General features: G+C 61.0%; 24 protein-coding genes. 13 read left to right on the top strand and 11 right to left on the bottom strand.

Going from position 1 to position 26,011, the window contains the following annotated elements:
* Positions 1 to 54 precede the first annotated feature (54 nt).
* The gene (locus tag AB4Z13_RS05255) at positions 55 to 1,284 is read left to right on the top strand and encodes an MFS transporter (protein WP_439014358.1); all 1,230 of its coding nucleotides are present in this window, start codon (positions 55 to 57) and stop codon (positions 1,282 to 1,284) included.
* A 3-nt stretch (positions 1,285 to 1,287) separates the two neighbouring features.
* On the opposite strand, the gene AB4Z13_RS05250 is transcribed toward AB4Z13_RS05255, so the two are convergent.
* Complete coding sequence (locus AB4Z13_RS05250; RefSeq protein WP_439014357.1) at positions 1,288 to 1,896, bottom strand: TetR/AcrR family transcriptional regulator; 609 nt, start codon at positions 1,894 to 1,896, stop codon at positions 1,288 to 1,290.
* Between the two features lie 110 nt (positions 1,897 to 2,006).
* Here AB4Z13_RS05250 and AB4Z13_RS05245 point away from each other — a divergent pair, with 110 nt between their 5' ends.
* Both AB4Z13_RS05245 and AB4Z13_RS05240 read left to right on the top strand, forming a co-directional pair.
* Entirely contained in the window at positions 2,007 to 2,690 is a 684-nt protein-coding gene (locus tag AB4Z13_RS05245; protein ID WP_439014356.1) for a glutathione binding-like protein, read from the top strand.
* A 153-nt stretch (positions 2,691 to 2,843) separates the two neighbouring features.
* Positions 2,844 to 3,809 (top strand): NADP-dependent oxidoreductase, encoded by a 966-nt coding sequence (locus AB4Z13_RS05240; RefSeq protein WP_439014355.1) that lies wholly within the window; start codon positions 2,844 to 2,846, stop codon positions 3,807 to 3,809.
* Positions 3,810 to 3,859: 50 nt separating this feature from the next.
* On the opposite strand, the gene AB4Z13_RS05235 is transcribed toward AB4Z13_RS05240, so the two are convergent.
* Positions 3,860 to 4,762 carry a LysR family transcriptional regulator gene (locus AB4Z13_RS05235; RefSeq protein ID WP_439014354.1) on the bottom strand — a complete coding sequence of 301 codons (903 nt, stop codon included), beginning with the start codon at positions 4,760 to 4,762 and terminating at the stop codon, positions 3,860 to 3,862.
* 137 nt (positions 4,763 to 4,899) lie between these two features.
* Here AB4Z13_RS05235 and AB4Z13_RS05230 point away from each other — a divergent pair, with 137 nt between their 5' ends.
* From AB4Z13_RS05230 to AB4Z13_RS05220, 3 genes are all read left to right on the top strand, one after another.
* Positions 4,900 to 6,117: an HlyD family secretion protein gene (locus tag AB4Z13_RS05230; protein WP_439014353.1), complete on the top strand. Its 1,218-nt coding sequence runs from the start codon at positions 4,900 to 4,902 to the stop codon at positions 6,115 to 6,117.
* A gap of 77 nt (positions 6,118 to 6,194) precedes the next feature.
* Positions 6,195 to 7,817, top strand: a complete 1,623-nt coding sequence (locus AB4Z13_RS05225) for an MDR family MFS transporter (RefSeq protein WP_439014352.1) — start codon at positions 6,195 to 6,197, stop codon at positions 7,815 to 7,817.
* A gap of 47 nt (positions 7,818 to 7,864) precedes the next feature.
* Entirely contained in the window at positions 7,865 to 9,046 is a 1,182-nt protein-coding gene (locus AB4Z13_RS05220) for an adenylate/guanylate cyclase domain-containing protein (protein ID WP_439017180.1), read from the top strand.
* A gap of 12 nt (positions 9,047 to 9,058) precedes the next feature.
* Here the strand turns inward: AB4Z13_RS05220 and AB4Z13_RS05215 are convergent, their stop codons facing one another.
* Complete coding sequence (locus AB4Z13_RS05215) at positions 9,059 to 9,946, bottom strand: branched-chain amino acid aminotransferase (RefSeq protein ID WP_439014351.1); 888 nt, start codon at positions 9,944 to 9,946, stop codon at positions 9,059 to 9,061.
* A 250-nt stretch (positions 9,947 to 10,196) separates the two neighbouring features.
* Here AB4Z13_RS05215 and AB4Z13_RS05210 point away from each other — a divergent pair, with 250 nt between their 5' ends.
* Complete coding sequence (locus AB4Z13_RS05210) at positions 10,197 to 11,237, top strand: zinc-dependent alcohol dehydrogenase family protein (RefSeq protein WP_439014350.1); 1,041 nt, start codon at positions 10,197 to 10,199, stop codon at positions 11,235 to 11,237.
* Between the two features lie 105 nt (positions 11,238 to 11,342).
* Complete coding sequence (locus AB4Z13_RS05205; RefSeq protein WP_439014349.1) at positions 11,343 to 12,257, top strand: adenylate/guanylate cyclase domain-containing protein; 915 nt, start codon at positions 11,343 to 11,345, stop codon at positions 12,255 to 12,257.
* 3 nt (positions 12,258 to 12,260) lie between these two features.
* Here the strand turns inward: AB4Z13_RS05205 and tetR are convergent, their stop codons facing one another.
* Entirely contained in the window at positions 12,261 to 12,896 is a 636-nt protein-coding gene (gene tetR / locus AB4Z13_RS05200; protein ID WP_439014348.1) for a tetracycline resistance transcriptional repressor TetR, read from the bottom strand.
* A gap of 53 nt (positions 12,897 to 12,949) precedes the next feature.
* Here tetR and tet point away from each other — a divergent pair, with 53 nt between their 5' ends.
* Positions 12,950 to 14,128, top strand: coding sequence for a Tet(A)/Tet(B)/Tet(C) family tetracycline efflux MFS transporter (gene tet / locus AB4Z13_RS05195; protein ID WP_439014347.1), 1,179 nt, complete (start codon positions 12,950 to 12,952; stop codon positions 14,126 to 14,128).
* Between the two features lie 55 nt (positions 14,129 to 14,183).
* Here the strand turns inward: tet and AB4Z13_RS05190 are convergent, their stop codons facing one another.
* Positions 14,184 to 15,002: a sugar phosphate isomerase/epimerase family protein gene (locus AB4Z13_RS05190; protein ID WP_439014346.1), complete on the bottom strand. Its 819-nt coding sequence runs from the start codon at positions 15,000 to 15,002 to the stop codon at positions 14,184 to 14,186.
* Between the two features lie 284 nt (positions 15,003 to 15,286).
* Between AB4Z13_RS05190 and AB4Z13_RS05185 the strand changes: the two genes are divergently transcribed.
* From AB4Z13_RS05185 to AB4Z13_RS05175, 3 genes are all read left to right on the top strand, one after another.
* Complete coding sequence (locus tag AB4Z13_RS05185; protein WP_439014345.1) at positions 15,287 to 15,751, top strand: cupin domain-containing protein; 465 nt, start codon at positions 15,287 to 15,289, stop codon at positions 15,749 to 15,751.
* 331 nt (positions 15,752 to 16,082) lie between these two features.
* Positions 16,083 to 16,853: a trans-aconitate 2-methyltransferase gene (gene tam, locus AB4Z13_RS05180; protein ID WP_439014344.1), complete on the top strand. Its 771-nt coding sequence runs from the start codon at positions 16,083 to 16,085 to the stop codon at positions 16,851 to 16,853.
* Positions 16,854 to 17,071: 218 nt separating this feature from the next.
* Entirely contained in the window at positions 17,072 to 17,728 is a 657-nt protein-coding gene (locus tag AB4Z13_RS05175) for a hypothetical protein (RefSeq protein ID WP_439014343.1), read from the top strand.
* Positions 17,729 to 17,741: 13 nt separating this feature from the next.
* On the opposite strand, the gene AB4Z13_RS05170 is transcribed toward AB4Z13_RS05175, so the two are convergent.
* Positions 17,742 to 18,404, bottom strand: a complete 663-nt coding sequence (locus tag AB4Z13_RS05170; RefSeq protein WP_439014342.1) for a LysE family translocator — start codon at positions 18,402 to 18,404, stop codon at positions 17,742 to 17,744.
* 149 nt (positions 18,405 to 18,553) lie between these two features.
* Between AB4Z13_RS05170 and zwf the strand changes: the two genes are divergently transcribed.
* Positions 18,554 to 20,062, top strand: a complete 1,509-nt coding sequence (gene zwf / locus AB4Z13_RS05165; protein ID WP_439014341.1) for a glucose-6-phosphate dehydrogenase — start codon at positions 18,554 to 18,556, stop codon at positions 20,060 to 20,062.
* Positions 20,063 to 20,085: 23 nt separating this feature from the next.
* On the opposite strand, the gene AB4Z13_RS05160 is transcribed toward zwf, so the two are convergent.
* From AB4Z13_RS05160 to AB4Z13_RS05140, 5 genes are all read right to left on the bottom strand, one after another.
* A complete protein-coding gene (locus tag AB4Z13_RS05160) occupies positions 20,086 to 20,379 on the bottom strand; it encodes a hypothetical protein (protein ID WP_439014340.1) in 294 nt (97 codons plus the stop codon).
* Between the two features lie 252 nt (positions 20,380 to 20,631).
* The gene (locus AB4Z13_RS05155) at positions 20,632 to 22,800 is read right to left on the bottom strand and encodes a TonB-dependent receptor family protein (protein ID WP_439014339.1); all 2,169 of its coding nucleotides are present in this window, start codon (positions 22,798 to 22,800) and stop codon (positions 20,632 to 20,634) included.
* 348 nt (positions 22,801 to 23,148) lie between these two features.
* Positions 23,149 to 24,027 (bottom strand): MurR/RpiR family transcriptional regulator, encoded by an 879-nt coding sequence (locus tag AB4Z13_RS05150; RefSeq protein ID WP_113323184.1) that lies wholly within the window; start codon positions 24,025 to 24,027, stop codon positions 23,149 to 23,151.
* A gap of 81 nt (positions 24,028 to 24,108) precedes the next feature.
* The gene (locus AB4Z13_RS05145; RefSeq protein WP_439014338.1) at positions 24,109 to 25,470 is read right to left on the bottom strand and encodes a metallophosphoesterase family protein; all 1,362 of its coding nucleotides are present in this window, start codon (positions 25,468 to 25,470) and stop codon (positions 24,109 to 24,111) included.
* An 84-nt stretch (positions 25,471 to 25,554) separates the two neighbouring features.
* A complete protein-coding gene (locus AB4Z13_RS05140) occupies positions 25,555 to 25,950 on the bottom strand; it encodes a hypothetical protein (protein WP_439014337.1) in 396 nt (131 codons plus the stop codon).
* Positions 25,951 to 26,011 lie beyond the last annotated feature (61 nt).

Raw genomic sequence — 26,011 nt, 5'->3', positions numbered from 1 at the left:
AGTGAGGATCGCTTCATCTTGGCCACGGCCAGACTGTACCGAAGAAGATCCGCAATGACCGACACTCAATGGGACGCCGCAAAGGTGGCGCCTGGCTCCGCCTACTGGAAACGCAATCTTGTCATCTCGCTGCTTGGCTCGTTCACGACCATCGTGGCGATGACGCTGCTGCTTCCTTTCCTTCCGCTTTACGTGGAGGAGCTTGGCGTGAGTGATCATGCGGCGATCGTACAGTGGTCGGGCATTGCCTATGGCGCGACCTTCTTTGCCGCCGCCTGCGTGGCGCCGCTCTGGGGCCGGCTGGGCGACATCTACGGTCGCAAGCTGATGCTGGTGCGCGCCAGCCTCGGCATGACCATCGCCATCTCGCTGATGGGCATGGCCGGCAGCGTCTGGCAGCTGGTGGCGCTGCGCCTCTTCGTCGGCCTGGCGGGCGGTTACGCCTCCGGCTCGATGGTGCTGGTGGCGACACAGACGCCAAAGGACCGCTCCGCCTGGGCGCTCGGCGTGCTCTCATCCGGCATCATGGCCGGCAATCTCGTCGGCCCGCTGATCGGTGGGGCGCTGCCGCCCATCATCGGCATCCGCGGCACGTTTCTCGCAGCCGGCGGCATGATCTTCTTCGCCTTCCTCGCCACCACCTTCCTCATCAAGGAGGAGAAATCGGCGGCCCGCAAACAGGCGGCCAAGGCATCCGGCGGCTGGAAATCCATTCCCGACAAGGGGCCGGTGGTCGCCATGCTTGCGACCGGGCTGCTGCTGATGCTCGCCAATATGTCGATCGAGCCGATCATCACCGTCTATGTGGCGCAACTGGTGCCCGATCAGGGTCAGGTGACGATGGTGGCCGGCATCGTCATGTCGGCGGCGGCGCTCGGCAGCATTCTGTCGGCCTCGCGGCTCGGCAAGCTTGCCGACCGGATCGGCCACTGGCCGGTCATTGCCGGCGCGCTCGCGGTTGCCGGACTGCTGCTCATTCCGCAGGCCTTCGTCACCGGCTCCTGGCAGCTGATTGCTCTGCGTTTCCTGATGGGCCTGGCGCTTGGCGGGCTCCTGCCCTGCATTACTGCCGTCATCCGGCATAGTGTGCCCGATAGTGCTGCCGGCAGCATTCTCGGCCTGTCCATCTCCTCGCAATATGTGGGCCAGGTCGCCGGGCCCGTTCTCGGCGGCTTCGTCGGCGGGCATATCGGCATGCCGGCGGTCTTTCTCGGTACCAGCGTCCTCCTGCTCGCGGGCGCGGCCTTCACATGGCTAGTGCGCACCAAGGAAGAGCAGGCCTGAGCCTCAGGCTTTGCCGCAGATCATGTCCACTCCGGACTGTGCCAGGGCCTCGAGCGTTTCGCGGCTATCGCCGGCCCGCGCACGGACTGCAAGCGAATGCATGACGGCGGAAGCGAGCCTTGCAAGCGTGTGAGGATCGCTTCGGTCGGGCAATTCGCCCCGTTCTATCGCGAGCTTCATGCGTTTTTCGATCTCCCCGTCGAAATCGTCGAGGCTGCGGCTCAATATTTCCCGGACCCGCTCATGCTGGATCGCCTCGGCTGTTGCTGTGCCGATGAGGAAGCAGCCACGTGCGGCGGTTTCCCCGTGTAGATAGATGGCCAGCGCACGTTGATAGACACGCGCGAGGTTTTGACGCAGGGGCAGCGATGGGTCGAGCGCATCTGCCAGCACGTCCATGCTTTCGGCGCGGTAGCCCTCAAGGGTATCGAGATAGAGATCTTCCTTATCGCCGAAGGCACCATAGAGGCTCGGGCGGTTGAGCTGGGTAGCGGCGCTCAGTGTGTCCAGCGACGTGCCGGCAAAACCGCGATCCCAGAACACCTCCCTCGCCTTTTCCAATGTCACCTTCGCATCGAAGGCCCTCGGGCGGCCGCGCTTCTTCTCGTTCATTTTGTACCATTTCGCATAAAATAATTGACCACAGGAATTTTATGCGAAATAGTACAAATGTCCAACGAATTGATGCAGGCGGTTTCACGCTGCCGCAGAAGGAGGAACCTATGAAACTCTATATGCACGCGGCCGCCTGTTCGCTTTCGCCGCATATCGTCTGCCGGGAACTGGATATCGATATCGAGCTCATCACGGTCGATCGAAAGACGCATCGCACCAGCAACGGCGAGGACTATCTCGCCATCAACGGCAACGGCTATGTGCCGGCGCTGATGCTCGACGATGGCAAGGTGCTGATGGAGGGGCCGGCGATCGTGCAGCTTCTTGCCGATAGCGCGCCTGAGGGCAGAAGGATGCTGCCCGAGATCGGCGACTTTGGCCGCAATCAGGTGCAATCCCTGCTGAATTTCATCACGTCGGAACTGCACAAGCCGATGGCAATGCTCTTCAATGCCGATTACGCCACCGCACATGAGGCGATGCGCACGGTCGTGAACAAACGCCTCGACTGGATCAATGGACGCCTTGCCGGTCCCTATCTCACCGGCGAGAATTTCACGGTCGCGGATGCCTATCTCTTCGTCTGCCTCAACTGGTCGCCTTGGATCGAAATCGATCTCGATCGTTTTCCCGCCCTTCCTGCCTTCATGAAGCGTGTCGCAGCCCGCCCGGCCGTGCGGGCGGCGTTGAGCGAGGAAGGGCTGATGGCCTTCAATGCCCGCGGCAACTTCTTTGCGCCCATCGCCTATATCCAGTCTGCCGGATATGTCGGCTCGCCGGTCCGGCCGTGATAAAATGTCGGTCCGGCAGAACGCGCGGCCGGACCGGATTATCCTCTGATGCTTGATAATCGTTCCCGAACAGCAGGGATTATCGAAAGTCTTCGATGGCGGCATCTTCACTCCATCGAAACCGGAGAGCCGGTTCACACGAAGGAGCAGAAGATGACCACGATTACCGAGAGCGAGACAAAGACGACCATGAAAGCCTACAGGGTTCATGCATTCGGACCGCCGGAAGCCATCATTGCCGAGGATGTCGAGATCCCCGCGCCCGGCAAGGATGAGGTTCTGATCAAGGTGCATGCGGCCGGGGTCGGTCCCTGGGATGGCTGGATCCGTTCGGGCAACAGCGCCCTGCCCCAGCCGCTACCGCTGACGCTCGGCTCTGATCTCTCGGGCACGGTGGAAGCGGTCGGCGAAGGTGTCACCCATGTAGCCCGCGGCGATGCGGTCTACGGTGTCACCAATCCGCGCTTCATCGGCGCCTATGCCGAATATGCGATTGCCGCAGCCGGCATGATTGGCGTGAAGCCGGCAAGCATCGGCCATGTCGAAGCCGCCTCGATCCCCGTCATCGCGGTGACCGCAAAGCAGGCGCTGTTCGACCACGCTAGGCTGACGGCTGGACAGACGGTGCTCATTCATGGCGCGGCGGGCAATGTCGGCGCCTATGCGGTGCAGTTCGCCCACAAGGCCGGGCTGAAGGTGATCGCCACGGCAAGCGGAAGCGATATCGAGACCGTCAAGCGACTCGGCGCCGATGTCGCCGTCGACTTCCGCAGCCAGCGTTTCGAGGACTTTGCCCATGAGGTCGATGCCGTCATCGATCTTGCCGGCGGGGAGACGCAGACACGCTCCTTTGCTGTGCTGAAGCGCGGCGGCAAGCTTGTTTCCGCCGTTTCGCAGCCGGATCAGGACCTAGCTAAAACGCAGGGCATCGAAGCTTTCTTCTTCCTCGTCAATGTCACGACCAAGGAGCTCCGCGAAATCACCGCGATGGTCGATGCCGGTCAGCTCGAAACCAATGTCGGCGATATGCTGCCGCTCGATGCGGCGATCGCGGCGCATGAGATGCTGGAAGGCAAACGCCCGCATAGCAAGGGCAAGATCGTGCTGAAAGTCATCTGACAAGGACCGTAAGGGCGCCCGGTGAGATAAACAGTCCCGCCGGACGCTTTTCATGCCATCCATTTTCGGTGTTCGGCGAAACGGTCCACCAGCATGTCGAGGAACAGCCGCACCTTAGTCGGCAAGTGGCTGCGGTTCGGATAAACGGCGTTGATATGGATCTCGACGCCGCGATAATCCGGCATCATTCGCACCAGGCGGCCGGCCTCCAGATCCTCGAAGACGACGAAGCTTGGTGCGAGGAAGATGCCCTGCCCGTTCAGCACCAGATAACGCAGGGTCTCGGCGCTGTTGGAGATGATGCTGCCGCCCACCTTGACGCTTTCCGGCTGTCCCTCGGTACCCTCGAAACGCCATTCCTCGCCAAAGGGATAGTAGGCATACTGCAGGCAATTGTGCCCGGCGACCTCCGCCGGTGTCGTCGGCATGGCGTGGGTCTTCAGATAGTCCGGCGAGCAGACGAGGAAATGCCGCCAGGGCGTCAGCTTGCGCGCAACGAGGCTCGAATCCGGTGATGGCGTCGTGCGGATCACCAGATCATACCCGTCTTCGATCATATCCACCGATCGCTCGCCGATGTTGAAATCGATCTGAACCGCCGGATAGAGCGTCATGAACTCATTGATGACCGGCAGCAGGAAGCGGACGATGGCGCTGCTCGTATAGAATCTCAGCGTGCCGCGCGGCGTCGAACTCAAGGCCCCGGCAGCCCGGTCCGCCTCTTCCAGATCGGCCAGGATCTGCGACGAGCGCTCATAATAATATTTGCCGGTTTCGGTCAGGCTGACCTTGCGCGTGGTGCGGTTCAATAGCCGTACGCCGAGGCGATCTTCCAATGATTGCACATGGTTGCCCACCATGGTGACGGACATGTTGAGGCGCCGCGCGGCAGCGGAAAAACCGCCGCATTCCACCACCCGACCGAAGACTGTGAGGCTGGTCAGCCGATCCATATTATTCCTCGATTATCCGCTGAGAGTTGATGATCCTTCCCGAAAACAGCAGATTATCAGAAAGCATGTCCGGGTCCATCTTCCGCTCATCGAACAGGGCTTCGCACTGATGAAGCCGAGACGAATGGAGAAGGACAATGGTCGAACTGCCCCGCAACGAAGTTTTCAAGAACGTCCAGCAGGCCGGAACCGCCCCCACCGCAGAAGCTGCAGCACCGGCTGCAGAAGCGATGGCTGCAGCCGCCGCCGCGGTCGTAGAGACCCCTGGGAAGACCGGCCGCAAGCTCATCAAGCGCGCCGTCATCGCCGCAGCGCTGCTTGCTGGTGTCGCCTTCGCCGGCGATTTCGGCTACCGCTACTGGACAGTCGGCCGCTTCATCGAATCCACCGATGATGCCTATGTGAAGGCAGATTATACGACCGTTGCCCCGAAGGTCGCCGGCTATATCAGGCAGGTCCTCGTCAATGACAATGACACCGTCAAGGCCGGGCAGGTTCTCGCCCGCATCGACGACCGCGATTTCCAGGCCGCCCTCTCACAGGCCAAGGCCGATGTGAAGGCTGCTGAGGCCGCCGTCACCAATCTCGATGCGCAGATCTCGCTGCAGCAGTCGATCATTGCGCAGGCCCGCGCAACGCTCGATGCATCGCAGGCCTCGCTGACCTTCGCCCAGTCCGATGCCAACCGCGCCAGCCGGCTGATCACCAACGGCGCCGGCACGCAATCCCGTGCAGAACAGAGCCAGTCGCTGAAGGATCAGGCCGCCGCTGCTGTCGAGCGCGATAAGGCGGCACTCGTTGCCGCCGAGAACAAGGTGCCGGTGCTGCAGACGCAGCGCGAGCAACTGCTCGCCCAGCGCGACCGCGCTGCTGCCGCCGCCGGCCAGGCCGAACTGAACCTCTCCTATACGGATATAGTCGCTGCCGTTGACGGCACGGTCGGCGCCCGCTCGATCCGCGTCGGCCAGTATGTCACCTCAGGCACCCAGCTGATGGCGGTCGTGCCGCTGCATGCGGTCTATGTCGTCGCCAACTTCAAGGAAACGCAGCTGACCTTCGTTCGCCCCGGCCAGACGGTGGAGATCAAGGTCGACAGCTTCCCGGATGTTGCCATCAAGGGCCATGTCGATAGCGTCTCGCCGGCCAGCGGTCTCGAATTCTCGCTGTTGCCGCCCGACAATGCCACCGGCAACTTCACCAAGATCGTCCAACGCATCCCGGTCAAGATCGTCATCGATGACGAACGCCTTGCGGGCCTGCTGCGCTCGGGCATGTCTGTTATCCCCGATATCGATACCAAGGCCGCTCAGACCTCCGCGGCCGCGGAGGAAGGATTATCCACTCCTGCTGGATGATCCTTCCATCCCTTTCTCAATTATCACCCGAAAAGCGTCATGAGACAGTTTTCCGCAGAGCCGGAAGGAGATAAGTCATGGCTACGCTTCAGATCGCCGCAAACAGCAATTCGGTCGCGCGCCCCGCCGCAGCGACGGTCCCCGCTGTCAAACCCGCCATGAGCCCGCTTCGCATGTGGACCGCCGTCGTCGGCTCCACACTCGGCGCCTTCATGGCGATCCTCAACATCCAGATCGTCAATGCTTCGCTGGCCGACATTCAGGGCGCCATCGGCGCCGGCACCGACGATGGCGGCTGGATCTCGACCTCGTATCTCATCGCCGAGATCGTCGTCATTCCGCTCAGCGCATGGCTTGCCCGGGTCTTCTCTGTGCGCAACTACCTGCTGGTCAACGCAGTGCTCTTCCTGGTCTTCTCGGTCGCCTGCGCCTTTGCGGTCAACCTGCAGCAGATGATCATTCTGCGGGCCATCCAGGGCTTTTCCGGTGGCGTGCTGATCCCGATGGCCTTCACCATCATCATCACGCTTCTGCCCAAGCCCAAGCAGCCGATCGGTCTTGCGCTCTTTGCCCTTTCGGCCACCTTCGCGCCGGCGATCGGCCCGACCATCGGCGGCTATTTCACCGAAAACTGGGGCTGGGAATATATCTTCTATATCAACCTCGTGCCCGGCGCGCTGATGGTCGGCATGCTCTGGGCTTCGCTCGATCGTGCACCGATGAATCTCGGCCTGCTCGCCAAGGGCGACTGGCCCGGCATCATCACCATGGCGATCGGTCTTGCCGCACTTCAGACCGTGCTGGAAGAAGGCAATAAGGAAGACTGGTTCGGCTCGGATTTCATCGTCCGCCTCACGATCATTGCCGCCGTCTCGCTAACGCTCTTCCTCATCATCGAGCTGAAAGTCGCCCATCCGCTCTTGAACCTGCGCCTGTTTGCTCGCCGCAACTTCGGCTTCGGCATCCTTGCGAACTTCCTGCTGGGTATCGCGCTCTATGGCTCCGTCTTCGTACTGCCGATCTACCTAACCCGTATCCAGGGCTATAATTCCGAGCAGATCGGCTTGGTGCTTGCCTGGACCGGCATCCCGCAGCTTCTGCTGATCCCGCTGGTGCCGCGCCTGATGAAGCACTTCGATATCCGCCTGCTGATCGTCGTCGGCTTCGTTCTCTTCGCCGCCTCAAACTTCATGAACGTTCATATGACGGGCGACTATGCGAGCGATCAGCTCTTCTGGCCGAATGTCGTGCGTGCCGTCGGTCAGGCCCTCGTCTTCACGCCGCTGTCGGCGATCGCCACCGCAGGTATCGAGCCGGAGAATGCCGGTTCGGCTTCCGCCCTCTTCAACATGATGCGCAATCTCGGCGGCGCCGTCGGTATCGCCTCGCTGCAGACCTTCCTGTCGAAGCGCGAGCAGTTCCACTCGAATATCCTGACCAATTCGGTCTCCGTCTTCGAGGAAGCCACCCGCGATCGCGTCGCAAAGCTCACGGGCTATTTCATGAGCCACGGCGTCAGCGACCAGGCCATTGCCACGCACAAGGCGGTCGTCGCCATCGCACTGAAGCTGCGCAAGCAGGCCAATATCATGGCCTTCAGCGACACTTTCTTCCTGCTCGGCGTCGCCCTCGTCATCGCTCTGCTCGCCTCCCTGCTTCTGAAAAAAACCGGCCAGGTCTCCGGCGGCGGCGCTCACTGAGCGCACCGTCCCAGCGAAGGAGAACACTCGTGAATAACCTGCTCGACATCGACTACGCCGTTGAAACCAGGGCACCGGCCAATAGCCTCAACACGACTGCGGTGCTCGGCCTCATCGAATGGCTGACCGGCGACGAATGTCATGCTCTCGACGAGGTCGGCCTCGTCTCCGGCCTCGGGCGCCGCCTTCGGGCGCTCGGTGTTCCAGTCGATCGGCTGACGCTGCATCTGATGACGTTGCACCCGGAATATATCGGCCGCACCATCGCCTGGGCGCCGGGCGAACCGGTGGAAATCCATGACCGCGAGCATGGCACACGGCTCGCCATTGCCAATACGCCACTGCAAAAGGTTTTCGAAAGCCGTGAAATGCTCGTCGTCGGCCCTGGCCAGAGCCCGCATGGCCGCTGGCAGCATATCGACGTCTTCGCCGGGCGTGGCCTCGTGCAGCTGATGATCGCGCCGCTCTGCAATGCCGACGGTCCAGTCAGTGCCGCCATCTTCGGCACCAAACGGCCGGGCGGCTTCACCGCTTCGGAGATGCAGGTGATCGAACGTATCGTGCCGGCGCTGCGCAATACCAGCGAACTCCGCATTCTGCGCCAGGTCGAGCTCAGCCTGCTCGACACCTATATCGGGCCGCTGACGGCAAGCCGTATCCTTTCCGGCCGCATCCGCCAGGGCGAGATCGAATCCATGCAGGCAGCCCTGCTGCTCTGCGACCTGCGCGGCTTTACCGAACTCTCCAACCGCTTGCCGGGCGAAACCGTGCTCGGGTTGCTGAACGCTTATTTCGACCACGTCATTCCGGCGATCACGCGAGAAGGCGGCGAAGTGCTGAAGTTCATGGGCGATGCGGTGCTCGCCTTCTTCCCCGGCTATGATGCGACCCGAACCTGCAATGCAGCGCTTTCGGCTGCCCGGGCGATTCTCGAGGCGCTGGATGGTTTCAACTATGACGGGATCGGCGCGAAGGCCGGCATCGCGCTGCATCACGGCGAGGTCAGCTACGGCAATATCGGCTCCGGCCGGCGACTGGATTTCACGCTGATCGGCGGGGATGTGAATCTCGTCAGCCGCATTCAGGGCGTGTGCAGTGAGCTTGGGGAGGCCTTGCTGATGTCTCAGGACTTTTTCAATGAGGTGCGCCCTGAGGATGCCGTGTCAGTGGGAAGCCACAGATTAAAAGGCTTCACGGATGGCGTAGAGCTTTATGCGGTGAGACGCTAGGCAGCGGCCACACTACTCCTCATTCCCCCCGCGCCCATAAGCCCAGTTCATGTAGAGCTCCAGCGCCTTGCGGGTAATCGGACCTTCCTGGAAATTGCGGCCGTCGAGCCTGTTGACGCCGACGACCTTCGAATAGTTGCCCGACGTGAAAATCTCGTCGGCGCCCATGAAATCCTCGACAGAAAGTGTCGCCTCGCGCACGTCGAAGCCGGCCTTGCGCAGCAAGCCGATGACGCGCAGCCGCGTGATGCCGGCGAGGAAGGTACGGTTGGCAATCGGTGTGAAGACGACGCCGTCCTTGACCATGAAGACGTTCGAGGAAGCTGTTTCGACCACATTACCGTTCATATCGCGCATCAGCGCATTGTCGAAGCCGCGGCCTCTCGCTTCGGCAATCGCACGGCCGCTGTTCGGATAGAGCGCGCCTGCCTTGGCATCGGTCATTGCGGTTTCCGGCGTGGGGCGGCGGTAGGGCGAGACGGTCAGCGAAGAGCCGCCATGGCCGCCCATCGCGGCTTCGAACAGGCAGAGCGCGAAGCGGGTGGATTCGCCATCAACGGCCACGACACTGCCCGGCGAACCATGCTCGCCCCAATACATCGGCTTGATGTAGATCGGAGTCTTGCCGTCGAATTTCTTCACGCCTTCCCAGGCAAGCGCCTCGATCTCTTCAGCAGTCTTCACCGGCTTCAGGCCCATGGCGACAGCGGAACGGTTGATACGCTGGCAATGCAGGTCGAGATCGGGCGCGATGCCATCGAACCAGCGGGCGCCGTCAAAGACGGTGGAGCCCAGCCACATGGCATGGGAGGTCGGCCCGATCAGCGGCGGGTTGCCGGCAATCCACTCTCCGTCGACATAGGTCCAGGTGGTCGTGCGGGGTGACGTATCGACGGGCATTTGCGGCTCTCCTCATGAAGTCGGCAAAGCAAAATCCTCCCTGTCGGGGGCGGTCAAGCGCAAATTGACGGTTGAAACATCGAAGCAATAAAATGCCCGATAGTGCGCTAGGATTGAAATATTGATGCGCGTGCCATGGTTCTAAAACGATGGGTCCATAAAGGAAAATGATGGAAAGGCGACTGGATGAAAACCCTCGCCGCATGCCATCATGGATGAAGACACGCATATCCCGCCCAGGAGAAGACAGATGAAAGCCATGTATTACGAAGCTTTCGAACAGGCGCCTGATATCCGCACCGTGCCGGACCCGACGCCGACGGAAGACGGTGTGGTCATCAAAGTCGGCGCAACCGGGCTTTGCCGCAGCGACTGGCACGGCTGGATGGGCCATGATCCGGATATCCACCTGCCGCATGTGCCGGGCCACGAGCTTGCCGGCAAGATCGTCGCGACCGGCAGAGGTGTCGTGCGCTTCAAGGTCGGCGACCGTGTGACGGTGCCCTTCGTTTCCGGCTGCGGCCATTGCAGTGAATGCCATTCGGGCAACCAGCAGGTTTGCCCCAACCAGTTCCAGCCGGGCTTCACCCATTGGGGTTCCTTCGCGGAATATGTCGGCATCGACTATGCCGATACCAATCTGGTGCACCTGCCCGAGAGCGTTGATGATGCCACGGCAGCGAGCCTCGGCTGCCGCTTCGCCACCTCCTTCCGCGCGGTTGCCGATCAGGCGCGCACCGGCCCCGGCGAATGGATTGCCGTACATGGCTGCGGCGGCGTCGGGCTTTCGGCGATCATGATCGCGACTGCGCTGGGCGCGAATGCTATTGCCGTCGATATATCCGAGCAGAAGCTTGCCTTTGCACGCGAATGCGGGGCCGTCGCCACGATCAATGCCTCCACGGTCGCCGATGTGGCCGAAGCGGTGCGTGAAATCACCAAGGGTGGCGCGCATGTCTCCATCGACGCACTCGGCCACCCCGTCACCTGCTTCAACTCGATCAAGAACCTGCGCCGGCGCGGCCGGCATGTGCAGGTAGGGCTGATGCTCGGCGAGCATTCCACGCCGCAGATCCCGATGGCGCAGGTGATCGGCCATGAGCTGGAAATCTACGGCAGCCACGGCATGCAGGCTTGGCGCTACGATGCCATGCTTTCGATGCTCGCCGCCGGCAAGATCGCGCCGCAGAAACTGATCGGCCGGCGCATCAGCCTGGCAGAGGCAGTGCCGGCGCTGATGACGCTCGACAAGGCCGAAGGCACGGGCATCAGCGTTATTACGCAATTCTAGGAATGTGGGATGGTAGCCCGCGCTGGAGCGGACTACCGAAACAAGACTGCGATCCCACTTATAGAATAACGAAGCCAGTTCCGGCCGGCGGCGATGGGGGATTTCATGAGCGAGACACAACGCAAGCTGACGACGATCTTTGCAGCCGACGTGCAGGATTATACTCGCTTGATGGGCGCGGATGAGGAAGGCACGCTCGCCATGCTCAAGCATTATCGCGATGCCATGTCCCGCCTCATCGCCTCGCATGGCGGACGCGTAGTCAATACCTGGGGCGACGGATTGCTGGCCGATTTCCCGAGCGTTGTCGAAGCGGTGCGGGCGGCGATCGACGTGCAGAACGAGCTAGCAGGCAAGAATGCAGCGCGGCCCACGGATGGGCGCATGCTCTTCCGCATCGGCATCAATCTCGGCGATGTCATCGTCGAAGGCGAGGATATCTACGGCGATGGCGTCAATATCGCTGCCCGCCTGCAAGCGTCCGCGCCGGCCGGAGGGATCGTGATCTCGAACACGGTCTATGACCAGGTGCGAAACAAGGTGGCTGTCGGGTTCGACTTTCTGGGGGCATTGGAGATGAAGAACGTTGCCGATGCCGTGCCTAGCTATGCCGTGCGCATCGGCGATATCAGCGCGGAGCCGCGGAAGCCGGCAGCCGCTCCCGAACGGCCCGTCGAAATGCCAGCGCCAAGACCGGCCCCGGCGCTGCGCCCGCGCGGCAGGCTGCGCAAGCTCGGCGGCATTCTCGCTCTTATCGGCGCCGTGCTCGTCTTCATCAACATTGCCACTTGGGAAGGCGAGTTCTGGGCCGTCTGGCCGATGCTTGCCTTCGCCTTCGTGACGGCAATGATATGGGTGCGGAGGCAGGATCGGTTCGATCAGCGCGTCGCCGCGTTTGCCGTCATCGGGGTCGGCATCGTCGCCATCAACATGCTGACATGGCAGGGGACATTCTGGGCAATATGGCCGCTGCTGGGGCTTTCGGTCGCCGCCGGCATTCGCTGGGCGATGCGCGACTGAGACTTAGGCGTCCTGCGACAACCGAAGGGCGGCGCCGTCGATCATCATCCTGAGGCCGGCCTCGAAGAAAGCCTCGTGGCCGCGATTGCGATAATGCGTGATCGCCCGGCGCGTCAGCGGGAAATCGGCTGCGGCCGCATCGAGCTTTTCCTGTTCCGGCGGCGGTTCGGCCTGTTCCTCGATGACGCAGCCGACAGTGTAGCGGGCGATGGCGACGAGCAGTTCCATAGCGAATTCCGCTTCCATGCCCGCTTCGACGAGAACGGCGATATGGGCTTCGACATTGGGAAGATCCTGCGGACTGGTTTCCGTGCCGGCATGCACGCGGCCGCCATCGCGATAACTCAAGAGCGTGCGACGGAAATCACGGGCGTTTTCGAGCATGAAATCCCGCCAATTATCAGGCACGACCGGCCAGTCGTGGGTGTGGCCGCGCGCCATGATCTCCTCGGCCATGGCTTCTATAAGCGCCCGCTTGCTCTTGAAATGCCAATAAAGCGCAGGCTGGCGCACATTCAGCCGATCGGCCAACAGCCGCGTGGAAAGCGCGTCGATGCCTACCTCGTTCAAGAGCTTCAGCGCTTCGTTGACGATCTGCGCCCGGTCCACCTTCATCCTGTTTCCATTCGCTGTTGCCATTTCAATTTATCAGCGATAAGGAACTTATCAGTGATAAATTTTCAGATGATCCCATGAAAAAAGCACTTACCGTCATCTATGCCACCGTGATCCTCGATGCCGCCGGGATTGGGCTCACCCTGCCGATCTTTCCGCGGCTGCTTCAGGATGTCGGCCATACCGATAATCTCGGCTGGCGATTCGGTGCCTTCCTGGCACTCTATGCGTTGATGCAGTTCATCTTCTCGCCGGTGCTCGGTTCGTTGTCGGACCGCTTCGGCCGCAAGCCGGTGCTGATGCTGTCGCTTGCCGGCGCGGCGGTCGACTATGTTTTCATGGCTCTTGCCCCGTCGCTCTGGCTGCTCTTCATCGGTCGGGCGATCGCTGGTATCACCGGCGCCAGCAATGCAGTGGCCGCCGCCTGCGTGACCGACATTACCGAAGATGCCGAGCGCACGCGCCGCTTCGGCCAGCTCAGCGCCTGCTTCGGCATCGGCTTCATTGCCGGGCCGGCGATCGGCGGCGTGCTCGGCGAATTTTCCGTGCGGCTGCCCTTCATCGCCGCCGCCGTGCTCAATGCGGCTAACCTGCTGATGGCGCTGTTCCTGCTGCCTGAGACGCGCAAGACCGGCGCGGAGGCCGAGAGCCAAGAGTTTTCACCACTCGCGCATTTCCGCTGGCTACTAGGCTACCGTCTGCTTTTGCCGCTTGCGGGCGCCTATTTCGTCCTGGCACTCGTCGGCGAAGTCGGCGGCACGATCTGGGTTCTCTATGGGCAGGACAAGTTTTCCTGGTCGCCGATGATGGTCGGAATCTCGCTTGCGGCCTTCGGCTTCTTCCACGCCGTCGTGCAGGCCTTCATTGCCGGGCCGATCAGCGAGCGATGGGGCGAGCATCGGGCGCTGCTGATCGGCATCATTGCCGACAGCGCGGCCTATATCATCATCGCGCTTTTGACGGAGGGGTGGATGGCCTTCCTGCTGATGCCACTTTTCTGCCTCGGCGGCATCGGTGCGCCCGCCCTGCAGTCTCTGGTGACGGGGCGCGTCGATAACGATCATCAGGGGCGTGCACAGGGGATGCTCGCGAGCATGACGAGCCTTGCCTCGATCATCGGGCCGCTGGCGATCAGCACCATCTACTTCGCCTCGCGCGATGTCTTTCCGGGGCTTGTCTGGGTGCTTGGCGCGGCTTTCTATGTGCTCTGCCTGCCGCTTGCCTTCACGCGCCGGCCGAAGGATGCAACGGCCTGAAAGTTAAGGGCGGCGAGATGATCATCACGCCGCCTGTTCCGATTACTTGACGCTGTTATTGGGCAAGGCCGAGCGAAGCCAGGTATTCGGCCGAAGCGATGATCTTCGACTTGTCCTTGATCTCGATGATCAGGCGCGGATTGCTTTCGACCTTAGCAAGTGCTGCGAAAACCGCACGCCAGTTGACGGTGCCTTCACCAAGCGCCCAGTGGCGGTCGGCATAACCGTCGGCATCCTGCAGATGAATGTGGCCGAGGCGGTTGCCGGCGGCATGAACGTAATAATCGACCGGCGGAGCGCCGGTATAGCCGTGGGCGTAATGCGCGTGGCCGGTGTCGATGGAGACGGATACGGCCGGCGAGTTGAAGCTTTCAGCCAAGGCTACTCGGATATGCGGATCCTTGTCTTCAATGTTCTCGATAACGAGGGTGCAGCCGATTTCATCGGCGCGCTTCACCGCTTCGCGCATCGTCTGATGGCAGTATTCAACGATCTTTTCGCGTTCGCCCTCGTTGTTGTCGAGGTTGTTGTAGCTCCAGGTCGTGTAGGGGCTATGGATGACCATATGCGTGCCGCCGATCGCAGCGCAGACATCGAGGCCCTGCAGCATACGGCGGGAGACGACGGCGCGGATATCCGGATCCTGCGAGGCGATGATGAAGCCCCAGAACGGGCCATGGATGCCGACGCGGCCCTTGTAGCCGTCGAGCAGCTTCCTGGCGCGATCGGCACGCGGCGTCCAGTCACCGTTCAGCACCTCGGCGTTGACGAAGCTCTGCAGCTCGAGATCGCGGGACTTTTCGAAGAGCCAGTCACGATGGGTTTCGAGTTCGTCGATCGTCATGGCTGCGCCGACGACGGGAAGTGAAGACATGGGGTTGCTCCGCTGATGGTATGCCTGATTGGCGGGGAAGGATCGGCGCGTTCTATGCGCCTCTTCTGTGTCGCCGATATTACAGGCCGGTATCATGGAAACAGCGGCTGCCAACCTGTCGCACTTGCGAAGCGGAGAAGCCATACCAATATGATCGTCGTCGGTTTCAGGGCCCGAGAGCGCGCAAAAGCCATCTCCGCTCACCCTCCCCTGATTTTGTGGCGGTTGCCAAAACGGCCGCAAAGGTCTATCGGACCGCCCCGCAAGAGCAAGAAAGAGACATCATGTCCAACTCATTTGTGAAAACAGATGCCCGGACGGAGGCAAAAAGCTTCTTCGTGCTGGGCGACAAGGTCGAGCGACGGGCTCGCCTCACAGGCAACTGGCTCAACATCTTCGACGTGACCGTTGAGCCCGGCGGCAAGACGCCGCGCCACGCCCATGCAAGCCCGGAAGTCTTCCGGATCATCGAGGGCACGCTGACGATCTGGCGACTTACCGATACCGGGCCGGAAGAGATCGAGGCGAGCGAAGGCGACATCGTCACCATCGCGCCTTTCATGGTGCACGGCTATTCCAACAATGGAACCGTCCCCGCGGTCTTTTCTGCCATCGTCGATCGCGACATGGCCGAATTCATCGAGACCGAGGGTGTTACCGAACAGCCGCAAGGCAGCCCGTCACAGGAAACGGTGGCGCGTATGCGGGCAGCGGCAAATGCCCATGGAATCACGATCCTGGCGGCGTAAGCGCCGTCAGTTTCTTCTGATGCCACGCAACGGCTAGCGAAGAGATCGTCATTGCCCAGTGACTGAACGACGACGCCAACAAATGTTTCATCGAGTTCTTCTACATCGACGGCAATAAGTGGAAGCCCATCAGCAAGACTGCGATCGGCGACACTGAAGTCTGTTAAAAACTGATATAGGAAAACCTTTGTTGAACCCGCTGAATCATGTCGAGGACCGGATATTTTCAAGCGTTGGCGCTGCGATCCTGGCTGCCTGAACCGGTCGGCCCGTATCGACAAAGTTCGCATCTGCTGCGTCGAGGACGTGGCCTGACTTCAGGAGAAAGACGATGGCATGGTCAGCCAGCCAGTATGTGAAATTCGAGGATGAACGCACCCGCCCGGCGCGCGACCTGCTGGCGCAGGTGCCCCTGACGGAGCTGCGCCACGCGGTCGATCTCGGCTGCGGTCCGGGCAATTCGACCGAACTGATCATCGAGCGCTATGGTGCGCAAAATGTATCGGGTCTCGACAGCGACCCGAACATGCTGGAGGCGGCCCGCAAGCGCCTGCCGGGCACGGCTTTCGTAGAGGCCAACCTTTCGACCTGGCAACCCTCGGAGCCGGCGGACCTGCTTTTTGCCAATGCCGTGTTCCAATGGCTGCCCAACCATCTCGACATCTTCGACAGGCTGATGGACGGGCTGGCGCCGGGCGGAGTGCTCGCCGTGCAGATGCCCGACAATCTCGGCGAGCCGAGCCATCTGATGATGGAGGAAACGGCGCATGCCGGCCCGTGGAAGACGGCTTTCGAGAAGAAGAGCGTGCGCCGCAATGTGCTTCCGCCGCCTTTGACCTATTACAGCCGGCTGATCGCCAAATCCTCCCGCGTCGACATCTGGCATACGATCTACAATCATCCGATGGACAATGCAGCCGCGATCGTCGAGTGGGTCAAGGGAACTGGCCTTCGCCCCTATCTCGACCATGCCGGCGAAGAGCATCGCGAGGCGTTTCTGGCCGACTATCTCGAACGTATCGACAGGGTCTATCCGAAGGCCGCCGACGGCAAGGTGCTGCTCAAGTTCCCGCGCTTGTTCATGGTGGCGGTGAAGGCCTGACCGGAAATTCTGAGTTCTATGACGCCGGCAGCAGTCCGCTTGATCGCTGCCGGCGAAACTTTGTCAGCCATCCGCAAGCCACACGCAAAGTTTGAAGTGTAGCGGTTCGCCCTGGGATTTCTCAATCCAGACGTGCTTTAGCGACGCCGCCAGCGTCGATCGCTATCCTTTAAACGCCTTTGCGCCACCAGTGCGAGGCCCGACAAAGAGATTTTCAGATGGTTTCTTCCGTTTCCACCATGAGGCTTATGACGGCGCAGATAGCGTTGCAGACGATCAAGGGCGGCTCCTCGGAGAGCAGCTCCAGCAGCACGACCGATCACGACTATTCCAGCCTTCCCTCGCAGACGCGCTCGGCGCTATCGGTCATGCTCGACAAGATCAATGCCGGCAAGGCAGGATCGACTGATACCTCCGGCAACACCACCGCCAGCACCGATATCACCACCGCCTCCTTCATGGCGCTGCTGCGCCAGAACATGACGGCTGCGGCAGACGCCAAGGGCGCCGGCAGCCAGGAAGCTGCCATGCTTGCCGCTTTCAAGAAAGGCCAGCTGACGGTTACCGATCCGACCAAGGGCGTTTCGATCAAGGCCTGGGACGTGACCGACCCCAAGGAAGCCGATGTCGACCAAAAGAAGGGCACGGCGATCAAGACGGACGACTGGAACGACTTCCTGCGCGACCATCTGCAGCGCGATTCGCACGGGCGCCTGGTCAGAAGCGAAAACGGCAGCTTCATCGAAAAGGGCACCGGCAACGAAGTCTATTTCGGCCAGGTCGGCACGCAGAATTACTACATCACCTGGCCGGTGAAGACCGACACGAAGCCGGCCACCGATACGACAACGGACAAGTCCGCCTCCAAGGCGTAAGTTATCCATCATCTTAAAACGGCCATTGCGGAAAGACCTTCAGCAATGGCCATATCGTTTCAGGCGCCGACAAGCTCGACCAGCGACAGTACCGCAGTCGCGAGAATGACGAGGCCAAGCAGATGTTGAGCGCTCGCTCGCTCGATGGCTCCAGCTTCACCTTGCCCAAAACAACGCCCAGCCACAGCCAGAAAATATCGACCACGATCATGACGAGGACGCAGAGCGCCCATTTGGCCTGCATGTCCAGCGCGCCATCCTGCGAAAGCCGGTAAGCGGCAAAGAGCGAGGCGAACGCGATATAGGCCTTGGGATTGGTGAGGCCTAGAACGACACCGCCGGCGATGGTTGGCGAGGCTTGCCGCCGTGCGGCGGAGAGATCTGCACCGACAGGCGCCGATGCGATCTTCCAGGACAGCCAGACGAGGTAGACGGTGGCAGCGACTGTCATCACCATCATCGCCAGCGGGATTGCCTCGATCAACGACAGAAGGCCGGCTGCCGCCGCGGCGGCTGCAATTGCCAAGCCGATCTGCAGCCCGACATGAAAACGCAGGCCGGTCGCCATACCATGGAGGCGGCCGATTGCCAGGAGCGCAGCGATGGCGGGACCGGGCGAACCGAGAAGGGCAAGAGCCGCCATGAGGAAGAAGCTGGCGCTGACAAGATCGATCATGGATCACCCAATGACATAACGATATCTTTATGTCTTTATGTATTTCTAGCACTGTGTCAAACGCTTGTTATTCTTGGGCTGCAAGGTGCTTGCGGCAGAACCGGAGCGCTTTATATTCGGCCGGGAGAATTAAGCTGGAGATGACACGCATGGACGCTCACCCCACCCCGCCCGTCACTCTCGTCATCTTCGGCGCCACCGGCGATCTGACACGGCGATTGCTGGTTCCGGCCATCATCAATCTCACCCGCAGCCATCTCGTCGGCGGGGACCTGAACATCCTCGGCGTCGGCATCGAGCCTGGTGACGATGAATTCCTGCGCCAGCGGCTGGACGCTTTCCTCACCCATCTCGATGGCGAGGAAGCAACTGGCAAGGACAAAGCCTGGGAGAGCCTGCGATCGCGCATCTCCTATCTGCAGGGCGATTTCACCAAGGATGATATCTTCCTCGAAATCGGCAAGCGCCTCGGCACGACCTGCAATGCAGCCTTCTATCTCGCAGTGCCGCCAAGCTTCTTCGGGCCGATCGTCGAGAAACTTGCGGATCTCGGACTGATGGACGAAAGCGGCGGTTGCTTCCGTCGTATTGCGATCGAGAAGCCCTTCGGCACCGATCTCGCCTCAGCCCGCGCTTTGAATGCGCGCATCCTCGCCCGCGTGGAGGAAAGCCAAGTCTACCGGCTCGACCATTTCCTCGGCAAGGAAACGGTGCAGAACCTGATGACGGCGCGTTTCGCCAACATGATGATCGAGTCGCTGTGGAACAATCGCTATATCGACCACGTGCAGATCACCGCCTCGGAGATCGTCGATGTCGGTACGCGCGGGAAGTTCTACGACGCGACCGGCGCGTTGCGCGACATGATCCCCAACCATCTCTTCCAGCTTCTGGCAATGATCGCCATGGAGCCGCCGAACAGTTTCGACGCCGAGGCGATCCGTAACGAGAAGAGCAAGGTGCTGAAGGCTCTGCGCATCTACACGCCGGAGGAAGCAAAGGCGAATGGCGTACGCGGGGCTTATACCGCCGGTCCGCTCAACGGTACCGACTTGCCCGCTTATCGCGATACGAAGGATATTTCGCCCGCCAGCAAGACAGAGACCTATGTGGCGCTGAAGCTCTATGCCGATACCTGGCGCTGGGCTGGCGTGCCCTTCTATCTGCGCACCGGCAAGGCGATGACGGCACGCGACACGGAAATCGTCATCACCTTCCAGCCCGTTCCTTTCGCGCAGTTTCGCGAAACGGAGGTCAACCGCCGTCTGCCGCCGAACAGGCTCGTCATCCAGGTGCAGCCCGATGAGGGCATGAGCATGGAGATTTCCATCAAGTCGCCGGGACAATCCGTCGACACCGTGCCGGTTTCGCTGGATTTCCGCTATGCCGACAAATTCGATATCGGCAAGACGACAGGTTATGAATCGCTACTCTACGACCTCTTCATCGGCGACCAGACGCTATTTCAGCGCGCCGACGGCATCGAGGCCGGCTGGGCGGCGGTACAGCCCTTCCTGGATGAGTGGGCGAAAGATCAGAGCGTGCCGGACCCTTACGCACCCGGCAGCATGGGACCGGCCTGCGCCGACGAGCTTATCCAGCGAGACGGGCGTGAGTGGCATGAGCTTGGCGTGATCCTGCACAAGAACGGCAAATAGCCGTTCCTGCACTGGAATTTAACTTACCGTCGGCGGCAGGCGGTAGCCAGCGTGCCGTCACGCTCGGCCGTGCGATAGGCGCTCGTACCAAGCCGCGGACAAGCCGTCCGGTCGGACGGAATGACGACGGTGATATTGTCGCTCTCGACGGGATCGAGCGGAATCGAAAAAGCATTACTTGATTCCGCGTCCGGCACCGTGCCGGGCGGCATGCCGCCGAAGCGTCCGGAATAGTCCATATCACCGAGGGCCTGGGAGAAGGCCGGAGCGGCGAACCCGAGGAGAATGATCGAGGCTGCTGCAATGACCGTACGCATGACCATATTCCTTCTTATCTGGCCGATATGAAACGGGATTTGGGTATCCATCGTTCCAGCCGATCCGGCCGTCGGTGAAAAATCCCGCACCTCTTAATCTAGGAAAGGTCAGTGCGAATTTCCATCCGACGGATGGATTGATCAGGCCCTTAAAGCGTGTCGCGATCTTTCAGATTCGCTTGCCACGCTTTAGGCTCTTGTTTTCGCATGGCGTTGCAGCAAAACCGCTGCACACTTTTGCGCGACATGCTTTTAAAAGGCGATCGATGCGTTGACGAAGAATGTGCGCGGCTGGCCCACGAACTTGCCGCCATTATTGTCCGTCGAGCGGGTGAAATACTCCTTGTCGAACAGGTTCTTCACGCCGAAGGCAAATTGCGGGGCATTCTTCTTGTCTTCCGGCTGATAGGCGACGCGCAGGTTGACGGTGCCGTAGCCTGGAATATCGCCGAGGCGGCCTGTCGCATCCTCTTCCGTCACATAGGTCGCGCCGGCATCGGCAGATCCCGGCGAATGCTGCTTTGACTGGGCCTGCAGGTCGGCATTGAAGATCCAGTCGTTGTAGCGGTAGCGCGCCCCGAGCGAGGCGACCTGACGCGAATAGAACGGCAGGTCGCGGCCTTCGAAGGCGCCGGCTTCATAGGTCGCCTCGGTGTAGGTGTAGCTTGCCGACAGCGACAGGCCGTCGAGTGCGGGCACGACATCGCCGATATCGTAGTTGATGGCGGATTCGATGCCGCGGTGGCGCGTGGCGCCGAGATCGGTCCAGATGCCCTCGCCGACGATGGTGCGGCCGAGATAGAGTTCCTTGTCGAAGTCGATATTGAAGGCAGTCAGCTCAGCGTTCCAGTTATCGCCCTCATAATGCAGGCCGATTTCGTAGGTCGTCGCCTTCTCGGGATGCAGGCCATCCGTGGTGGATGCGAGTTGGCTGTATTGCTGCGGGCCGAAGGAGACGCCGACATTGCCGAAGACGGTCAACTCATTGGTGAGCCGGTAGGAAGCCGACAATGTCGGCAGGGCTTCGTTCGCCTCGACCGAGGGAGAGAGCGAGCTGGTGACCGCACCACTGGTGCCGAAATTCACGACATCGTTGTGCGTGCTGATCATCTCGTAGCGAATGCCCGGTGTGATGGTCCAGTCGCCGATCTCGATCTTGTCGTCGATGTAGAAAGCATGGGCAATCGTGCCGCCATCGCTCGTCTGGTAGGTGGGCGAGCTACGCGTGGTCGGATCGATGCCCGAGGCTCTGCTGTAGAAAGCCGTGCGGGACGCGACTTCCGAGCTTTCTTCCCAGAGATACCGATAGCCGACGGTCACCTCCTGGGTAATGCCGCCGAGCTCGATCAGGCGGGAATAGCGCGGCTCGATGCCGAAATAGCTGTAGCTGCGCGGAGCAGACGTCAGGCGATAGAGGCCGGCGCTGGCGCCTGTGCCCTGCTGCTCCACATGGCTGCCGCGGAAGGAATCCACGTAGTAGGTCAGCACTTCGAAATTGTTGTCGCCATCGTCATGCTGGTAGCGCAGCGAGATATCATTGCGGCGACCGCTGAAATCGTCGTAGCGGCGTGTCGACTGGTAGGGATCGGCTTCATATTCGGCGCTCGTCAGGCCGCCGGGCATCTTGCCCTCGCCCTCATAGTGATGGAACTGGATGCCGAGCTTGTCCGTATCCGAAAACTCGTAAGCGCCCTTGGCAATGATATCGTCGATATCGGTGCGGTCGTTGGCGTCACGATAGCCTTCGCCGTGGATTCCGGAATAGAGGATGGCCGCACCAAGGCCGTCAACATTGGTACCGCCGATCAGGAAATTCGGCGTCGCCTTGACGTGGCCGTTGTTGCCGGCGATCTCCGCGCCCGAGGAGAAGCGAGCGGTGAAATCCTCCGGGATCGGACGGGTGACGAAGTTGATAATGCCGCCGACATTCTGCGGTCCGTAGCGTACGGAGCCGGCGCCGCGCACGACGTCGATCGTTTCGACATTTCCGAGCGTCAGCGGAAAGAGCGAAAGCTGCGGCTGGCCATAGGGCGCATAAGCCAGCGGGATGCCGTCCATCAATACGGTGGAGCGTGGCGACAGGCGCGAGGTCAGACCGCGCACGCCGAGATTCAGCGACACATCGCTGCCGCCGGTACCATTGGCTTCCTGCACCTGGACGCCGGGGATCTGGTTCAACGCATCGCGGATATCCTGCGCGCCGCGCTCTTCGAACTGTTCGCGATCGAGGATCGTGCGGGCGCCCGGATGTTTCAGCACCTTCTCCTCGTTCGGCTCTTCCAGCCAGTTGCCGGTGATCTTGATCGTTTCGAGCTGAGTGACGGTGCCGTTGGCTGCTTCCTGTGCGAGTGCCGATGTGGCGGATGCCAGAAGGGCGACGGTGAGAGCGAGCTGCTTTCCTTGGAGTTTGGGGGCAATCATGGGAGTTTTCCGTGGGCGTTCGAGAAATTCGGGCAACAGGGGACCTTGCCGAAAATGCCTAGGCATTCCGGTGCAAGAGACTGTTTTTGTTGAATGATTATGTGGTGGTGTCAGCCGTTACGCCGGTATCGGCGTCTGGACACAGTCTTATGGGAGAAGGGACGGACTTCAGCCGTCTTGCTGCGATGAAACAGGCGCGTCATGCAATAACCCCGACAGTCAACGCCGCTGCTGCACGGCGTCATGTCGTGTTGACTACAATATTGTAGTTCGCATTTCAATAAACATAACTTAATTTCTCATGTTTATTTTCATGCGGATGAAATTGCAAAGATATTGCCGTGGAGGTCAGTCGTTGCGCAGCGCCTGGTCGCGCAGGTCGGCGAGACGCTTCTTGGCATCCGTCGCCTGCTGCTGGTTACGGACCGCTACACCATAGGCGAGGAGATCGGCCACAACGATGGCGCCGATGCTCCAGCTTGCCAGCTTCGAGGGCGAACCGATGCAGGTCAAAATGGCCGAGACCTTATCGACATAATTGGCGCGCAGCTGCACACCGCAAACCAGAATGACCTTGCAACCGATATCCCGGAGCTGGCGAACAATGAGCTTGAATTCCGCCGTTTCGCGCACAGCATGGAACATGACGATGACATCGGCGGGACGCAGATCGATCAGCTCATTGGCAAGCGTAAAACCCGAGGCGCCGGAACAGCGGGTGCGCACGCCGGCGCGACTAAGCGCAATCGAACAATGGCGCGCCTCGACCTCGGCTGTGCCCATGCCGATGCACCAGACGGTATCGGCCTCTTCGACGAGCGAGATGGCGGCGGCGAGCATTGCGCCATCCATCTGCTCCTCGGTGGAGGTCAGCACCTCACGGGCGGTCGCAAACATCTGCGTCGCAACCTTTTCCAGATCATCGCCGGTGGCGCGGAAACGCTGTTCCAGACGCTCGCTGGTGGAAATGGTGCGCGCCATGACGCGGCCCGATACCCGCTTCAGCTCCGGCAGGCCGGAAAAGCCGAGGCGCTTGGCCGTCCGGATAACGGTCGCATCGCTGGTGCCGGTTTCGGCGGCGATCTCCTCGGCGCTGCGGAAAATCAGCACATCGATCGGCATCTTCACCAGATGCTCTGCTACTGCCAGTTCCGACCGGCTGAGCTTGGTTCTGTGCTCTTCGAAATGCTCTCTGAGCACCGATGACGATCGATCGCTTCCGTTCATCCGCCCTTCCCTAGATGATATTCAGAAGGCCGAATAACCGACTTTGGTGCATAGCGAAACAAGAAACCGATCAGGCGTTTTTCAACCTGCAATACTCAGGCTCAGGCTCCCGCCCATGAACGGCCGGTCGCCATCGCCTTTCTGGCCATGACCCACACTCCAGCGGGCGGGCCAGACAAGGCGTTGAAGCCCTGTCGAGGCGATCGCTTCGAAGGAGGACCATGCCCTGCTACCCTCCGTGCGCCAGAGCACGCCGCCTGGGCCCATGCAGGCATGGAGAAGGATGTGGATATCGAATTCCTTGCCCGGCGGCAGGTCCGGACCGAAGAAATAATAGGGGCTGCGACCAGGATCGCGACCGAGGATGAGCGTCAACTGCTGCTGCTTGCCGCGCAGGCCAAGCCACAGAAGCGCCAACCCTTCATCGCTGAAAGCCGAGAAGATGGTCTGCTGGGACGCGCAGGCGTCCGAAGCCATCCGACCGCTCAGACGGAGTTCGACGATCCGGTCCGTGTCCATCGGACCCGACCAGAGAGCGTCACTCACGCCATGGGCGGCAAGGTCGTGCCATTGATCCTCGCGTGCAAGAACGGGCGGCCATTGCAGGCGCTCGCGCTCAATGCCTTCGGTATCGAGGACCTGATAGCGCAGGCCGTCCTCATCGAGGGCTGCCTGGATGCAATGGAGATATTCGACACCCTCGGGCATTCTGTGCGCGGTTCCCGCCCCCGCCGTGCATATCTGCAGCACGCCGCGATGGGCCTGCACATCGAAAGCCAGGATATGGCTGCAGCAATAGGCGAAGACATCGGCCTCCACGAGAATATCCCAGAAGCGCTCGGCATATTCGCGGCCTATCTCACGCTGATAGGCGCCCGCATAGCCATTGATCGGAAAGACCGGGTGATGGCCGAGCACCAGCTTGTAGCGGGCATCGGCATGGGCCTTCAGGGTCGCCTCCAGCCACTCGGTCTCGACATGGCCTTCGCCGCCGAGACCTGTCCAGAGCGTATGGACAAAGACCATGAGCAGATCGCCCCGGCGCACCCAATAGGCCAGCCCTTCCTGCCCCGCCGGCCCGTTTGCCGGAAGGCCAAGCGTGTCGCGGAACACCGCCTCGCTCATCTCGTCATAGGTCGTGTGATTGCCGGTCGTGTGCCACATTGGAATGTTCGTTCGGTCGAGCCAGGCCATCTCGACATCGAACCAGTGCCGCCACTGGGCGCGCAGCGATGCTTCATCCGCCGTCAGGCCGATGATCTCGTCACCCGGAAAGAGGACGAACTGCGGCTGGGGCTCAAGCCGGCGCAGGACAGCGTTCACGGATGCGAAGGTACGCTCGTGCAGGGCGCCGGCAACGCCCGAGCAGGAATCGCCGTAGAGCACGAATTGATGGCCGCCTGACTTGGGCAGCAATGCTTTGATCGGGGACTTATCGGGCATGGAACACACACAAAGAAAAGAGAAAATGCTTAAAAAACAAAGCCCCCGGACAGTGCCGGGGGCTTGTGGAAATGATGGGTCGCCTTAGACGAACTGGCTGAGGCCGGGTACAGAGGCGACGACCTGATCGACCACCTCTTCGCCGGCATGTTCCTTGGCGATGGCGATGGTTTCCTTGGCGAGCGAGGTGATTTCGCTCATGCCGAGGCCTTCGCTCATCAGCTGCTGGCCGAGGCCCATGATGCCACCACCACCGAGTGCACTCATGAGGCCGCCGAGCAGACCGCCGCCGCTGCTGGATCCTTCGCCGTTGAACTGGGCGACGAGTTCGGTGGCGCCGGGGATCTTTTCGATCATCTCGGCGACCGGGCCGTCGGCTGCTTCGCGCTGCAGGAAGCCGAGCATCATGCCGAGCGCCTTTTCAGCCAAATCAGGCGCAATGCCCACACGATTGGCGATTTCAGTCACAATCTCATTCATCGTCTGCCTCCTGTTTTTGACGTTGACGTCAACGTAATCGAATCGAGGCGGCAACTCAAGC

This window comes from Rhizobium sp. YAF28, from assembly GCF_052113285.1.
GTDB lineage: Bacteria > Pseudomonadota > Alphaproteobacteria > Rhizobiales > Rhizobiaceae > Rhizobium.
This window is presented reverse-complemented; position numbering and strand designations above follow the sequence as displayed.

Excerpts from the sequence above, each read along its gene's own strand:
- AB4Z13_RS05190 (WP_439014346.1), bottom strand. The coding sequence starts at position 15,002 with ATGTCTTCACTTCCCGTCGTCGGCGCAGCCATGACGATCGACGAACTC.
- AB4Z13_RS05235 (WP_439014354.1), bottom strand. The coding sequence starts at position 4,762 with ATGGATCGGCTGACCAGCCTCACAGTCTTCGGTCGGGTGGTGGAATGC.
- AB4Z13_RS05155 (WP_439014339.1), bottom strand. The coding sequence starts at position 22,800 with ATGATTGCCCCCAAACTCCAAGGAAAGCAGCTCGCTCTCACCGTCGCC.
- AB4Z13_RS05250 (WP_439014357.1), bottom strand. The coding sequence starts at position 1,896 with ATGAACGAGAAGAAGCGCGGCCGCCCGAGGGCCTTCGATGCGAAGGTG.
- AB4Z13_RS05185 (WP_439014345.1), top strand. The coding sequence starts at position 15,287 with ATGTCCAACTCATTTGTGAAAACAGATGCCCGGACGGAGGCAAAAAGC.
- AB4Z13_RS05160 (WP_439014340.1), bottom strand. The coding sequence starts at position 20,379 with ATGCGTACGGTCATTGCAGCAGCCTCGATCATTCTCCTCGGGTTCGCC.
- AB4Z13_RS05170 (WP_439014342.1), bottom strand. The coding sequence starts at position 18,404 with ATGATCGATCTTGTCAGCGCCAGCTTCTTCCTCATGGCGGCTCTTGCC.
- AB4Z13_RS05245 (WP_439014356.1), top strand. The coding sequence starts at position 2,007 with ATGAAACTCTATATGCACGCGGCCGCCTGTTCGCTTTCGCCGCATATC.
- AB4Z13_RS05145 (WP_439014338.1), bottom strand. The coding sequence starts at position 25,470 with ATGCCCGATAAGTCCCCGATCAAAGCATTGCTGCCCAAGTCAGGCGGC.
- AB4Z13_RS05240 (WP_439014355.1), top strand. The coding sequence starts at position 2,844 with ATGACCACGATTACCGAGAGCGAGACAAAGACGACCATGAAAGCCTAC.
- AB4Z13_RS05150 (WP_113323184.1), bottom strand. The coding sequence starts at position 24,027 with ATGAACGGAAGCGATCGATCGTCATCGGTGCTCAGAGAGCATTTCGAA.
- zwf (WP_439014341.1), top strand. The coding sequence starts at position 18,554 with ATGGACGCTCACCCCACCCCGCCCGTCACTCTCGTCATCTTCGGCGCC.
- AB4Z13_RS05210 (WP_439014350.1), top strand. The coding sequence starts at position 10,197 with ATGAAAGCCATGTATTACGAAGCTTTCGAACAGGCGCCTGATATCCGC.
- AB4Z13_RS05230 (WP_439014353.1), top strand. The coding sequence starts at position 4,900 with ATGGTCGAACTGCCCCGCAACGAAGTTTTCAAGAACGTCCAGCAGGCC.
- tetR (WP_439014348.1), bottom strand. The coding sequence starts at position 12,896 with ATGGCAACAGCGAATGGAAACAGGATGAAGGTGGACCGGGCGCAGATC.
- AB4Z13_RS05205 (WP_439014349.1), top strand. The coding sequence starts at position 11,343 with ATGAGCGAGACACAACGCAAGCTGACGACGATCTTTGCAGCCGACGTG.
- AB4Z13_RS05175 (WP_439014343.1), top strand. The coding sequence starts at position 17,072 with ATGGTTTCTTCCGTTTCCACCATGAGGCTTATGACGGCGCAGATAGCG.
- AB4Z13_RS05255 (WP_439014358.1), top strand. The coding sequence starts at position 55 with ATGACCGACACTCAATGGGACGCCGCAAAGGTGGCGCCTGGCTCCGCC.
- tam (WP_439014344.1), top strand. The coding sequence starts at position 16,083 with ATGGCATGGTCAGCCAGCCAGTATGTGAAATTCGAGGATGAACGCACC.
- AB4Z13_RS05140 (WP_439014337.1), bottom strand. The coding sequence starts at position 25,950 with ATGAATGAGATTGTGACTGAAATCGCCAATCGTGTGGGCATTGCGCCT.
- AB4Z13_RS05225 (WP_439014352.1), top strand. The coding sequence starts at position 6,195 with ATGGCTACGCTTCAGATCGCCGCAAACAGCAATTCGGTCGCGCGCCCC.
- tet (WP_439014347.1), top strand. The coding sequence starts at position 12,950 with ATGAAAAAAGCACTTACCGTCATCTATGCCACCGTGATCCTCGATGCC.
- AB4Z13_RS05215 (WP_439014351.1), bottom strand. The coding sequence starts at position 9,946 with ATGCCCGTCGATACGTCACCCCGCACGACCACCTGGACCTATGTCGAC.